Annotated in this window: 12 protein-coding genes and 1 pseudogene; 9 read left to right on the top strand and 4 right to left on the bottom strand. The window is 67.0% G+C overall.

The window, feature by feature from the left end:
• A partial coding sequence (locus tag FCI23_RS43470; RefSeq protein WP_456318875.1) for a COG1470 family protein occupies positions 1 to 794 on the bottom strand: 794 nt, incomplete at its 3' end.
• A gap of 260 nt (positions 795 to 1,054) precedes the next feature.
• Positions 1,055 to 1,708 carry a DUF4232 domain-containing protein gene (locus FCI23_RS43465; RefSeq protein ID WP_136729575.1) on the bottom strand — a complete coding sequence of 218 codons (654 nt, stop codon included), beginning with the start codon at positions 1,706 to 1,708 and terminating at the stop codon, positions 1,055 to 1,057.
• Between the two features lie 405 nt (positions 1,709 to 2,113).
• Between FCI23_RS43465 and FCI23_RS43460 the strand changes: the two genes are divergently transcribed.
• The 7 genes and pseudogenes from FCI23_RS43460 (at position 2,114) to FCI23_RS43430 (ending at position 8,192) form a co-directional block, all read left to right on the top strand.
• Positions 2,114 to 2,737, top strand: a complete 624-nt coding sequence (locus FCI23_RS43460; protein ID WP_136729574.1) for an RNA polymerase sigma factor — start codon at positions 2,114 to 2,116, stop codon at positions 2,735 to 2,737.
• Positions 2,734 to 3,834, top strand: a complete 1,101-nt coding sequence (locus FCI23_RS43455) for a CU044_5270 family protein (RefSeq protein WP_136729573.1) — start codon at positions 2,734 to 2,736, stop codon at positions 3,832 to 3,834. Before FCI23_RS43460 ends, FCI23_RS43455 begins: the two co-directional genes overlap by 4 nt.
• Before the next feature lie 57 nt (positions 3,835 to 3,891).
• Positions 3,892 to 4,152, top strand: a pseudogene (locus FCI23_RS43450) (hypothetical protein); the annotation flags it as partial.
• Positions 4,153 to 5,165: 1,013 nt separating this feature from the next.
• Positions 5,166 to 5,690, top strand: coding sequence for a hypothetical protein (locus FCI23_RS43445; protein WP_136729572.1), 525 nt, complete (start codon positions 5,166 to 5,168; stop codon positions 5,688 to 5,690).
• 2 nt (positions 5,691 to 5,692) lie between these two features.
• Entirely contained in the window at positions 5,693 to 6,904 is a 1,212-nt protein-coding gene (locus FCI23_RS43440) for a sensor histidine kinase (RefSeq protein WP_136729571.1), read from the top strand.
• Positions 6,901 to 7,566, top strand: a complete 666-nt coding sequence (locus FCI23_RS43435; RefSeq protein ID WP_136729570.1) for a response regulator transcription factor — start codon at positions 6,901 to 6,903, stop codon at positions 7,564 to 7,566. Before FCI23_RS43440 ends, FCI23_RS43435 begins: the two co-directional genes overlap by 4 nt.
• Before the next feature lie 245 nt (positions 7,567 to 7,811).
• Positions 7,812 to 8,192: an amidohydrolase family protein gene (locus tag FCI23_RS43430; RefSeq protein WP_246144631.1), complete on the top strand. Its 381-nt coding sequence runs from the start codon at positions 7,812 to 7,814 to the stop codon at positions 8,190 to 8,192.
• A gap of 205 nt (positions 8,193 to 8,397) precedes the next feature.
• Here the strand turns inward: FCI23_RS43430 and FCI23_RS43420 are convergent, their stop codons facing one another.
• Positions 8,398 to 9,399, bottom strand: a complete 1,002-nt coding sequence (locus tag FCI23_RS43420; protein ID WP_136729569.1) for a hypothetical protein — start codon at positions 9,397 to 9,399, stop codon at positions 8,398 to 8,400.
• A gap of 224 nt (positions 9,400 to 9,623) precedes the next feature.
• Positions 9,624 to 10,280 (bottom strand): SDR family NAD(P)-dependent oxidoreductase, encoded by a 657-nt coding sequence (locus tag FCI23_RS43415; RefSeq protein ID WP_136729568.1) that lies wholly within the window; start codon positions 10,278 to 10,280, stop codon positions 9,624 to 9,626.
• A 220-nt stretch (positions 10,281 to 10,500) separates the two neighbouring features.
• On the opposite strand from FCI23_RS43415, the gene FCI23_RS43410 reads away from it, so the two are divergent.
• Entirely contained in the window at positions 10,501 to 11,406 is a 906-nt protein-coding gene (locus FCI23_RS43410; RefSeq protein WP_246144630.1) for a phosphotransferase enzyme family protein, read from the top strand.
• Positions 11,396 to 12,871 (top strand): hypothetical protein, encoded by a 1,476-nt coding sequence (locus tag FCI23_RS43405; RefSeq protein WP_246144629.1) that lies wholly within the window; start codon positions 11,396 to 11,398, stop codon positions 12,869 to 12,871. Before FCI23_RS43410 ends, FCI23_RS43405 begins: the two co-directional genes overlap by 11 nt.
• Positions 12,872 to 12,940 lie beyond the last annotated feature (69 nt).

Genomic DNA, 12,940 nt, shown 5'->3' with positions numbered 1-12,940 from the left:
GGGGTGGGGATGGTGGTGGCGGCGGTCTGCTGGAGTTTTTCCTGGGCGAGGCTGGTCACGTTCGGTTGGTAGGCGAACCAGAGGGCGACGCAGGCGATGGTGAGTCCGACGGCGAGGCTGAGGAAGGTGGCGAGCCAGCGGGGGAGGACGCCGCGTTGTATGTAGGTTCCGTCGACGTCGAGCCGGGTGCTTCCGGAGCGTTGTACGGCCAGTTGGTAGGGCCGGTTTTCTTTGCGGCCGAACCAGGTGATCTGGCGGGGTCTGAGGGTGGCTTTGACGAAGGCGGCGCGTCCGGGTTCGATCTGGACGTTGGCGGGGTGGATCTCGTAGGAGAGCTGGTCGCCGTTGTCGTTGCCGAGGACGGAGGCGGTGAGTTTGGTGTTGCCGAGGTTGTCGATGGCGAGTTTGGGTCGGCCCCGGAAGCGTCCTTTGACGGTGTGCGGGACGAGTTCGGCCCGTATTTCGGTGAAGGGGGTGATGGTGAGGTTGCCCTCGGGGACGGTGGTGGCCTCGGGGTGCTCGGTCGGCACGATCTGGACGGCGTACGGGTTGGGTCCGGCGGTGGCGTCGGGGGTGCGCGGCGGTGCGAAGGTGAGCTGCACGGTGCCGGTCGTGCCCGGGTACAGCCGGATGGTCGGTGGCTCGACGGTGATGTAGGGCGCGATGTCGCCGACCGGCGTGAAGCGGTACTCGTCGACGACGTCACCGGTGTTGCGCAGCCGCAGCCGTACGGTGGTCGTGCTGCCCGGATCCACCGTGGTGGACGCGGGCTCCAAGGAAGTCCATAGGCTCACATGCCAACGCTATGGGACGAGTTGTCCCGCATCAGGAGGCAACGGGGCAAGGTCATTGCCCGAATGGGCAGAACGCGGCTGCACCAGGTAATTCGCCGCATCGTGTGGCACCGCCCCGACAGACATACCTGTCACCATCCCACCGGAGATCACACAAGACTGCTCAGCCCCTCACCTACGAGGCGTTGGTCGAGCTCGCCGCCGCCGATTCCGCCGTCGTCGGCCTCGTCCCTCAAAGGTTCCCGGCCCACGAGGGCTCCTCAACTGGCCGAAGTGATTTCGTTGACGATCACGGCCGGGGTGCTGTTGCCGTCCGCCTGGACGGGCAGGTTGAAGCCCAGTTGCATGGTTTGCGAACGGGTCTCGTTCGGCGGGGTGATCACCGTCTGGTCGAAGCTGACGCCGGAGCCGCCGGTGTTGTTCTGCAGCACCTCCAGGTCGAAGGCGGCGCTCTGCCCGGGGGCGAGGTTGACGGTGCTGGGCGTGTGCTGGCTGCGCTGGGCGCTCGTAGTGCCGTCCCGGCCCTTGAGGTCCACTCCGGGGAAGCCGCGCATCGAGCAGGTGGCCGAGCCGGAGTTGGTCAGCTTGATGGTGACGTGGTTGTAGTCGTCCACGACGTCCACCGTGCCCTTGGAGAAGGTCAGGCTGGAGGTCTTGCAGGAGCTGCCGGAACCCGAGGTGCCCGAACCGGAAGTCTGGGAAGCGGCGTTGGCGGTACTGCCGGAACCGGAGTCGCTGGCGGCCGCGGCCGAACTGCCTGAGTTGCTCGCGGGGCTGCTCAAGTCGCTCGTGCCGGCGGCAGAGGAAGCGCTCGCCCCCGCTGCGGCGTTGCCGGAGCTCCCGCCGCTACTGCACGCGGTGAGCGAGAGACCGGCCGCGAGCGCGGCGACCGCGATGAACGAAACCTTCTGCATGTGCAAGGGGATCCTCTGGATGACGCACCGTCTGCTCTCAGCGAGCACTTACGTAGTATGCACACGCAAGATCGCCGGGCGCAGTTGCGGCTGGTAGGAGATCTTTACGTGTTCAATAACACGAGCCCGCCGCAAGCGCCCGCGCGTCAGCCGGCCCAGCGCCTGACATAAAGGTGAGGGCGAAGATGGTTGTCGGGGGCGCAGTGAGGCAGAGGTAGATGGCGCACCATCTTCGCGTGCGACTACCTGGCCAGTCCCGACCTGCGGCGGGCGCGCAGCGGCAGTGCACGGAGGTGAGCGGAGTATCGCCGAAGTGTCGGCCCGGTGTCCGTATTGCGACCTGTGTGACCGGTGTCACTGGAACCCGCCGGAGCGGGTGGACAAGTTATGGGAGTGGAGACGAAAATGCGCGCGTTGGTGCGCGCTGGGGACCCGGACGCGTTCGGGCAACTGTATGAGCAACACGCCCGCGCGGTGTACAACCATGCCTTCTGGATCACCGCCGACTGGTCAGTCGCCGAGGAACTGACGGCGATGACGTTTCTGGAGGCGTGGCGGCAGCACGACCGCATCGAACTTGAGGGCGGGTCGCTGCGGCCCTGGCTGCTGGGCATCGCAACGAACACCGCCCGCAACATCACCCGATCCGCCCGGAGGCGCAGGGCGGCGATGTCGCGGCTGCCTCAGGGGGAGGCCGTCGCGCCGGACTTCGCCGACGAAGCGGTCAGCCGCCTCGACGACGCCGAGCGCCTCTCCGCCGTCCACGCTGTGCTGGCCAAGCTGCGCCGCACGGAACGCGAGGTACTCGCGCTGTGTGTGTGGTCCGGTCTGGACTACGCCGCTGCCGCCGAGGCGCTCGGGATACCCGTGGGCACCGTACGCTCCCGGCTCTCCCGGGCCCGCACCAAGCTGCGGAAGCTGGCCGGGGAGGAACTGCACCCACTTCACCGGGAACCGATGTCCGGCCGTGGACAGGTAGAAGCAGGCCGCATTCCTGCGGCCCGGCCCAACCAGGAGGAAACCCGATGAGTGCCACCCCGGATCGGCTCAGTCAGGCCGAACGCACGGAGTTGGCCCGCATGGCGCCGGTCCCGGCCGAGCGTGACCTTCCTACGGGCCGTCACCAACTCCACAAGGAGCGCTTGATGAGCCACATCCTTCACGACATCGAGCAGGCGCGAACAGGTGAGGGCTCCGGACTGGAGCAGAGGGCGGGACGGGACGGGAAGGCACGCAGGCCCTGGCTGCTGCGGCCCGCCTTCCTCGTACCTGCCTTGACCGCCGCGTTGGCCCTCGCCCTGCCTGCGGTGAATCTCGCGTTGCCCAGAGTCCTCCACCACCTGTCCAACCACACAGTCGGCCAGCCCACAGTGAATGCCCCGGTCATCGCGGTGCAGTCCGGCAGCACAAAGGGCGTGGCAGTCCTGATGGACCGGATCGCCACCGCGGCCGCGAGCCAGCCGGCCGTCCCGGTAGGCGCCAACCAGTTCGTCTATGTCAAGAGCGAGATCGCCTTCGCCCAGGAGACCATGTCGCAGTCGTTCACTGGGCCCTGGAAGATGGACCGCCTGCACCAGCGCGAGGTGTGGCTGCCGCAGGACCTCACCCGGACCGGGCTGATCCGCGAGAACGGCCAGGACACCACGCTGCACCCCGCGGGTGGCCAGCCGGGGATAAACAACCCGACGTACCAGTGGCTGGCGTCGCTGCCCACCGACCCTGCCGCACTGCTGAAGAAGATCTACGCCGACACCAAGGGGCACGGTGCCGGGCCGGACGACGAGGCGTTCAACATGATCGGCGAGCTTCTACGTGAGTCGATCATCCCGCCCAAGGTCAACGCCGCTCTGTACCGGGCCGCCGCGAAGATCCCCGGTGTCGTCGTCGTCCCCGACTCGGTGGACGCAGCCGGGCGGCACGGCGTGGGCGTTGCCCGCGTGGACGCTTCCGGTGAGCGCGACGAGTGGATCTTCGACAAGAAGAGCCTGACCTACCTGGGGGAACGCGATTACCTTGCCAGGGACACCACCAACGGCAAAGCCGGCATGCTCGTGGGCACCACTGCGGTCCTCGCCCGCGGCGTAGCCGACCAAACCGGACAGACCACCCCCGTGCGGACCAGCTGAGAACCCGGCCTCCGGACAGTTGCAGCGGCTGAGCACCGCACCCGAATCCCGAAGCCCCGCCTCGACGCCGCCGACGGCATCCGGTTTCTGCTGGAGCTGCTCTTCGCTCTCGACCGTCGCCCCCGCCCTTACAACAGGTACCTGGAGTGGGAACTCGCCCGATACCCGCTGCCCGGCTGGGACACCGACATGCTGCTGGACGCCGCGGACCGCATCTCAGGAACGGGCGACGTCCCCCTACAACGGCGCCTCTTCGCCCGTGTCGAGGCAGCGGCCCGGCGCGCCGGGCACGGCGCGGTGCTGGACGCATGGGGCTAGGACCTCGACCTGATGCGACCGCAATAGGCGATATCACGAATGGCTGCGGGTGCTGGGGGATGGGATCCGGTGAGCATGTTCCAGGAAGTCCCGGCGTCCAGACCGAGGATGTAGGCGGTGATCGTGGCGAAGGACGCGGAGAACCGCCGGACCGGCAAGGCCAGTTCGAAGGGCTCGCCCCAATGCCGGCCCAGTGAGCGTAGTTGGCGATCTTCCTGGGCCCGGGGATGGGATCCCCGGGCCCAGCAGGAAAGCCCGGGCCTGGTCGAGTTCGCCCCTAACCGGGTGGAGCTTCGACCCCGGCACTGAGTGCGCCCCCCTACGCTTCACCTCGCGGGTCGCGATGGTGCCGATCCCAGAGCGTCAACAGTGCCCTGCTGTCACTATCGCGACCATGACACCCTTCCTTGAACGGTCCACGTTCAAGCCAGATACCTGCCAAAGCGGCACAGCGCGGTGACACCTCAGATCGGGACGCCGATGTGCTCCGCCAGCACGAAGGTCAGAAGATCAGCGCAGGTGGCGGAAAGTACGAACATGACATCTGGGGTGCGAAGGGGCCCGTCTCGGATAAACCCGGTGTCCTGTATTCGTAATCTCAACGTGGTGCAGCATTCCCGCAGTCGCCACGTCAGCTGCGACAGCCCTCTTACGCATCGCGCTACGCGCCTGCGGATGCTCCCCGCCAAGGGTTTCGGTGGACACAGGGCGACCTTCCTCGATGCGTACGGCGGCAGGCGTCGTTGCAGATCCTCGAACACCTCGCCGCACATCTTGATCGAATTCCCGACGCAGGACACTAGCCGCTCCGCCCGGGGAGTGGGCGCCGAAGCGCCTCCCTGATCTCCGTCCAGGTCGCGTGGGGCGGCGCGGGGTGTCCTGTCTGCTGGCGTTTTCCTTGGTTTCGCGTCGCGAAGCAGGTGGGGTGGACATGGGAGGAGCGGTTGAACTCCACCCCCGATTCCACCCGTAGGTCCAGGTGCTGTGAGCCTTGTCGCAGCAGTCTTGAGGGCATGACAACGACCGAGTGGATCACCGACATCGCCCTCATCCTCGTCGTCTTCCGGCAGCTGCGGGAAGGCCGACTCGACCTCAAGTCCTTCCTGATCCCGCTGGGGATCGTGGCCTTCGTGGCCTACTCGTACCTGGATACGATTCCTACCGCGGGCAACGACCTGGTGCTGATCGGGGGCCTGATGAGCGTAGGTGCTGCGCTCGGCGTCGCCGGCGGCATCTACACGCGGATCCGGATCGTTGGCGAGCACGTCCTGATCAAGGCCGGTGCGGTGTCGGCGATCCTGTGGGTATTGGGCATGGGGGCACGGATGGGTTTCCAGTTGTGGGTCGAGCACGGCGGTGGCGCCGACGACGTCGCCCGGTTCAGCATCACTCACCACATCACCAGCGAGCATGCCTGGGTAGCGGCGTTCGTGTTGATGGCACTCACCGAAGTGGTCACGCGGCTGGCCACGATCTTCGTACGAAGCCGGACCCGGACGGTGACCCGCCCGGTGCCCGTCTTCGACCGTACGGCCTGACCATGCGTAATGTTGTGCCCGTGTCCGCAACCGAGAGCGCCCCGCCCCCTGGGAAGGCCGCGGCCCAGGGGGCGGGCCCGCGGCCGGTTGCTGGACGGGACCCGCGGGTGCAGTGGGTGCTGGCCCTTGCGGTCATCGTCGTCGGAATCCTGACGATCCGGCCCATGGGCTTCAGCGGCCGGGGTCTGGCCGTCGCCGTCCTCTTCGTGATCAACTCTGCGGTGCTGCTGGTTCGGCGCCTGCCCGAGAGCAAGGTTCCCAACCACCTCGCTCTCGTCTGGCTGTCCCTCGGCATCGTCGCGGCGGCCGCCCTGATCGGCGTCAGCCGCAGCGGAACGGGTTACCTTTTCGCCTTCTTCCTCGCCGGTCACATCGGATACCGGCTCGAGGCCAAGCCGGCCCTCGTTCTCGCGGGGATCTGCAGTCTGCTCTGCGGCGGTGTCCTGTACTTCGGCCTCGGGCCGGGGCACCACCTGTTGCCCTGGGCAGTCGGTCTCGCCACCGGCGCCCCGGTCCTGGGCGGCATCGTCAACCGCAGTCAGCGCCGGGCCGTACTGGCGGTGATCGCGGCGGCCGAGTCGGCCGAACGCGTCGCGCGGGCCGAGGCCCAGACGGCCGTGCTGACCGAGCGCAGCCGGATCGCCCGGGACGTGCACGACGTTCTGGCGCACTCGCTGGCCGGGATCAACATGCAGTTGGAACTGGCCGATGCACTGATCGACACCGGTGACCTGGAGAAGGTCCGGGAGGCCAACAACAAGGCCCACGGCCTGGTCAAAGAGAGCCTGAAACAGGCGCAGTGGACTGTGCACGCGCTGCGCGAGGACTCGCTGCCGCTGCTGGAGAGCCTGACCGCGATGCTCGAATCGTCGGGCCACCGTGACGTTCTCACCGTCACCGGGACCGTCCGTGAGGTGCCGGCCCAAGTGACCCAGAATCTGCTGCGGATCGCCCAGGAGGCGCTGACCAACGCCGCTCGGCACGCTCCCGGGGGAGATGTCGGCGTGGAGCTGACGTTCGCCGCCTCATCGACCACACTGAGGATCTGCAACCGCCCCGCTACCCGTGAGGTGAACGCGGGTGTCGGCAGCGGGATGGGGTTGATCGGAATGCGCGAACGCGTCGCTCTGTTGGGCGGGACCGTCACCGCTGGCCCGGTCACCGAGGGACCGGATCAGGGCGGCTGGCAGGTGGAGGCAGTGATCCCGGGATGAGTGAACCGACCGAGAAACCGCAGCGGTTGAGGGTGGTCGTCGCCGACGATCAGGCCGCCGTCCGGGAGCCGCTCGCCGCAGTACTCGGGCTGTCCGAGGACATCGACGTCGTCGCGGCCGCCGCGGACGGAAGCGAGGTGCTGACGGCTGTTGCCTCCGGGCCGGTGGACGTCGTGCTGATGGACCTGCGAATGCCCGTGATGGACGGGATCGAGGCAACCCGTCGGCTGGGCGAGGAGTACCCGGGGGTGGCGGTGGTCGTGCTGACCACCTTCGCCGACGACGACTCGATCCTGGGCGCGCTGAGCGCGGGGGCCCGCGGTTACCTGACCAAGAACGCGGGACGCCGGGACATCATCCGGGCGATCCGGGCCGCTGCCGCCGGTCAGTCCGTGCTCGACCGCGAGGTCCAGGACCGGCTGCTCGCCACCGTCAGGACCAAGGCGCCGGTGCTGGGACAGGCCCTGCCCGAGGACCTCACACCCCGCGAACGCGAGGTGCTCACGCTGATCGGCCAGGGCCTGCCCAACCGGGGCATCGCCGAGAAGCTCTTCATCAGCGAGGCCACAGTCAAGACCCACATCAACAACCTGTTCGCCAAAGCGGGGATCCGCGACCGAGCCGACGCCGTCCGTCGCGCCATCGAGGCAGGCCTGGGCTGACCTGGCGCTGTGCTTGCTGATGGTGGCCTTCTTGTCGGTCGCCATCGCCTCGTGTTCCTACGCTCTCGCGCTACGGATCAAGAACGAGGACGCGCTCCCGGCCGCACTCGTACCGCAGCAGCTCGGCAACCGGCTCGCTCGACCTGGTTCGGGCAGCCCCCGGCGGGCGCTCTGCGCCAGCGCGGTCTGTACGGTCTTGGCCGCTGCTACGACTTGGTGGGGGACGTGGCACGGGGTTCTTGGGCGTGGCGGGGTGGCTTGCGCGCGTTGGCACGTTCGACCGCCACCCCGATCTTCAGCTCGTCCTCGGTCACTGGGGCGAGATGCTGCTGTTCTGGATGGACCGGGTCGACAGCCTCTCCTCGGTCGCCAAGCACCTCGAACGCCGGGTCTCGGACTACATCAAAACCAACATCCACATCACCAGCAGCGGGATGTTCCAGGAGCGGCTGCTGCGCCACACCCTCGACTTCACCAGCGCCGACCGGGTGCTGTTCTCCACCGACTACCCCTTCCACCGGCCCGACGCGGCGGCGGTCGAGCAGTTCTTCGACGCCATCCCCGACCCCTCAGACCGCTCCAAGATCGCTTCCGGCAACGCGGAAGCCCTGTTCCGGCTGGCCTGACACGGGAGACGACCCGTCCCGTTGTGGCACACCCTCCGCCGTCGGCCCTGCCCTCCAGCGTGCTTCGCTGAACTCAATCTCGGACAGTCCGCGCCGGTCGGCCCGGCGCGGGGCGGGGCGAAGCCGGACCGGTTCCTGCTCGCGGCTCTGGATGATCCGGGCTTGCCGCCGGCCCTCGCGGAGCTCGCCGCAGATCGGGCGGGGGTCAGGGAAGGGTGAATGCCGGTGCGAGGCCGCTGCCGAGTTGGCCGCTCAGGACGGCGCGGACGGTGGCGAGGCAGGACCGGGTGGATGCGGGGGGCGGGGCGGCAGCGGCGCAGCGGCGGCAGTTTCCGGTTTGTTGTCCGCGAGGAAGGGGGTCGCGGCACTGGTCGCACTCGCCGAAGGGCGGCTTCAGGCCCGCCTCTGGTGCCGGTTGTGGCGCGGGGAGGGGCATTTTGCGGCGCAGGCGGTCGCGGAGGAAGCCCGCTGGGTTGAGGACGGTGCTGGGGAGTCCGGTGGTCAGGGCGTGGCGGAGGTGTTCGGGCTTGCAGCCGTGGGCGAGCCATTGGGCGGCGAGGGGGGCGAGTTGGGTGATGTCGCGTCCGCCGAGTTGGAGCCGGGGTTCGTTGTGGCTGACGGCGGCGAGCGTGAACGCCGCTTGTTGGAGGAGGCTGCCGTCCGCTGCGTCCGGCCGGGCGTCCAGCCCGGCGTCCGGCCCGGCGTCGGCGTCCGGCCCGGTGGGCGGTTCGGGCGGGGTCTCGGCCTCCTCCGGCTCTGGTACGTCCGGTGCGGGAGGGCTGGGTAGGGGGTTGGGGGTGTTCCCCGGTTGTTGTTCTTGGGAGCGGCCGACGGCCCGACGGTCCGGCCCGCCGACGGCCGGTTCCGGCGCACTCGGCGGCTCGCCGTGCCGGGCGCGTTCGGCCTCCTCGTGGTTGAGCGGTACGTTGGCGATGAGCTGCTCGGTGCCCCAACGCCCGCCCCGGCCCTGCTGGCGCCACTCGTGGAGGTAGCCCTCGGCGAGCAGTTGCCGCTTGGCGGTCGTGAACGCGCTCTTCTTCAGCCCAACCTTTTCGGCTGACCTCTGCAACGGCTCGTTCACCCCCTCCGGCAGGGAGAGCACGTACAGCAGCAGCGCCTTGGCGTCGCAGTTCAGCCGTGGATGACGGATGACGTCGTTGGGTACCTGCAGGAAGAATCGCCTTGGGGCGATAGCATGCCTGAACATCCTGGTGCTCCTGTTAAGCACTTGCGGTGGAGGCCTCCGACCGGTGTTGACGCACTAGTCGGGGGCCGCTTCGCGTTGTTGTCCGCGAAGCAAGCTGACACGCCACACCGTACACGATCAATCACCAAGTGTGACGGGTCCGTCGCAGCTTCCACGCTGGGGGAAGGGCCGCAGGCGACCAGCCATGTGGGACCAGTCTGTTGCGCCGCCCGCGTAGTGAAGTGCTACTCGCCCACTACGACCCGGAACTGATCTCGATCTGCATGCAACCGCCACAGTTGCTCAGCCAGTGCGGTCGGATCGCCCAGAGTTTCCCCAGGGCCGATCCGGACCGGCACCACCAGGTGCGACACGTGCAAGTTCTCGGGAGCGAGCGCCTGGTGAAGCATGGTCAGGTAAGCGGCCTCACCGGCCATCGCGATGCTGGTTCCCGCGACCTTGCTCGCCGGTACCAGCGATGAACCGCCACTGGTAAACAGCAGGGAACCGGATCCGCGCTTGCGCATGCCGGGCAGCACTGTCTCCACGGCCGTCATGGGGCCATGAACGCTGAACTCGAACGCGGCTTGCACCTGCTCCCGTGTGGTCTCAAGCACTGGCTGCAAGTAGTCGGATCCAGGCAGCGGGCTGTACTCAAGCACGTCGATGCTGCCGAAGTGCTTCTCGGCGTCAAGCAATGCGCTGGAGAGGGCTTGGTGATCCCGGACGTCAGCAACGAAGCTGGCAACGTTCAAGCTGGCCTCGCTGAGAACGCTCGTCAGATTGTCCAGATGTTCCCGGTTTCGGGAGATCAGCGCAATACGATAGCCCTGGGCGCCGAATACTCGTGCGATGGCCGCACCCAGCTGCGGGCCGGCGCCCACGATGGCGAGAGTTGGCATGAGACTCCTCCGTAAGCGATGTGACCTGGCAGGATTCTATTTCCGATGACCAGCTGGTGTCCGGTAATCGCTCGCGGCTGCCGCTCCTTGAGTCAGCCGTCAGAGCTGGACCGTTGGCAGACACGTCGCCACGAAGTCGCGGGAGTCAACGGCGTACGCCAACTCCATGTACGACCGACACGCTTGACAGTGTCGACGCGGACCCGCGACGCTGGCTCTGATGGATGATGCCGTGAGTCACGAGGGATTGACAGAAGTCAGTGCAGGTCGAGCTCTGGAGTCTGCCTGCAGGCAGATAGGGGTGAATCCCGGTCAGGCGGAACTGCTACGGCTCGGTGAGAACGCCATTTACGCACTGCCGTCCGAAGATATTGTGGTTCGTGTAGCCCGCTCCGACACCAAAGATATCGAAGAAAAGGTGGCCAAGGAGCTGGCAGTCTCACGATGGCTCGCTTCTCAAGGATTTCCTGCCGTCCGGATTCGCGACGACATTCCGCAGCCGGTGCGGGCAGAAGGCCGGCTGGTTACCTTCTGGGAGTACGTTCCGCCCTCGCCTAAGGATCCCGACCTGACGGATCTCGCAAGCTTGCTGCGCGCCTTTCACGAATTGCCCGAGCCGGACTTCGCTGTCGCCGTCCTGGACCCCTTCCCCATTATGCGGCGCCGTCTCGCGCGCGCTGACGGCGTTGACCCGGGGCATGTCGAATTCCTCAGCGACGCATGTGACCGCACAGAGTCGGCCTTCCGCGCCATCGTGGAGGACAAGCAGGGGGGCTTGATCCACGGAGACGCCCACCGGGGCAATCTGCTAGCAGGTGACGGCCAAGTCCTCCTCATCGACTACGAAGCCGTTGCCGTCGGCCCCCGGGCCTGGGACCTTATACCCACCGCTACGGCCGTGGACAGGTTCGGACTGCCGCGCACCGAGTACGCGGAATTCTGCCGGATCTATGGGCGTGATGTCACCGACTGGGACGGATACGAGACGCTTCGCACCGTCCGGGAACTGGGTATGACCACCTGGCTGATGCAGAACGCGCAATCAGGAAAACCCGCTGTGGAGTTCGCGCTCCGCATGCAATCACTACGGGAGGAAGATCTTGGGCGGCGTTGGCATGCTCTCTGAGGGGAGCGGAGCGATCCCGTTCGACCCTTACACGTCCCGAGAGCACATCCGCCTAACGACCGTCTACTCCACCCCCTGGACCTACGACCCGGTCAATGTCGGGCAGATCTCGACCCGCCCGGGTGACATCTTCCATCTGGGTCGGCTGGCGAAGTACTACAGCAAATCCGACCAACAACTACCTCGCGTCATCAGGCATGAGACGCTCAACTGCTCCAGCGTGGCCTGCCAGCGCTGGAGCACCGGCGAACCGGTCTCCGCCGGGCTGTGGCACTTCGTCCTCCCTTCCGGGCAGGTAGTCGTCGCCCTGACCCTGGATGTGCCCGGCACGTTCATCGAAGCTATCCCGCTACTCGAAGATCTCTACTACGCCAGCATCGAGTGCGGAGGCGTCCCGCTGGAACAGCTCGCAGCGGACCGGATCGGCTGCACGAGCAACGGCAACGAAAACGCACCCGAGTTCCTTGCCGAACGCCATCAACTTGTCTTCCGCAGAGTTGACACACCCCAGGACGTTCCGGACGACGACACCATCCAACGTGTCATTTACCGCAGCGACCTGCCCTACCGAACCGAGCACAGTTCGATCCGCTACCCCATGGAACTCAACCGGCGCCCGACCACCGTCGGCGCGCTCGGCCCGTACGTAAGCCTCCTCTGCGGTAACCAGGACTACATCGAAAACTGCCTGTTGATCTCCGCCGTCCAAGCGGTGGGCTCCGCAGCCCGCCTCCGCCAGGTCCGTGAAGTCGCCTACGCCTACGTCCACAAATTCCGGCAGCGCACCGCCGGCCAAGGTGGGGCCCACGACCGGCGCACAGTGCTGGAGGACATCTCCGACGGACTGAGCCAACTGGAACTCGAACTCAGTTACAGCGTGGAGGTAGGCAGCGACATCGGCATGCTCGTACCAGCCTTACGCGTCGAAAGCTTCCATCAGGAACTCTTCGCAGCCATGGGACTCACCGAACGAGCAGCTACCATCGGCCAAATGCTCACCCGGCTCAGCAACGCCATCGGCGCGGAACTGACCTCGGTGCAAAGCATGGAACAACGCGCCGCGGACCGCCGCCGGGTCCGCACAGTCGTCGCCGTCACCTTCGTCACCACCATCAGTGGAACCCTCGGCCTTGTCTTCGGCTTCTTCGGCGTCAACGCCCGGCAAGTCGACCAACGCCGTTCCATGTTCGACAACCACTACGCCCCGATTTACACCCTGATCGTGGCCATCTTCCTGTGCGCCATGGCCATCTTCATGGGAATGCGTCTCCAGGAACGCTGGGAAGAACGCAGGGACCGCAGCCGAAGGCGCACCTGGGACGGCACACACCACCTCCTGGCTCGCGAGGCCGGCGCTGTGGTCCTGGACATCCCAGCGGCGCCCGTCACACCCCCAGATCTGCGACTTCCTGACGCCCGCTCCCCGGATGACAGCGCCGAGCCATCCCCCACCACGCTCGGATAGAGCACGCGGGTCGGCGGCTTCTGGCGTGCTCAGGTGTCGGTGTATGGCTGATGTCGGAGAGCAGCCACG

It is taken from the genome of Actinacidiphila oryziradicis (genome assembly GCF_005047355.1).
Taxonomy (GTDB): Bacteria; Actinomycetota; Actinomycetes; order Streptomycetales; family Streptomycetaceae; genus Actinacidiphila; species Actinacidiphila oryziradicis.
The sequence above is the reverse complement of the archived record's forward strand: the minus strand, read 5'-3'. Positions and strand labels throughout refer to the sequence as shown.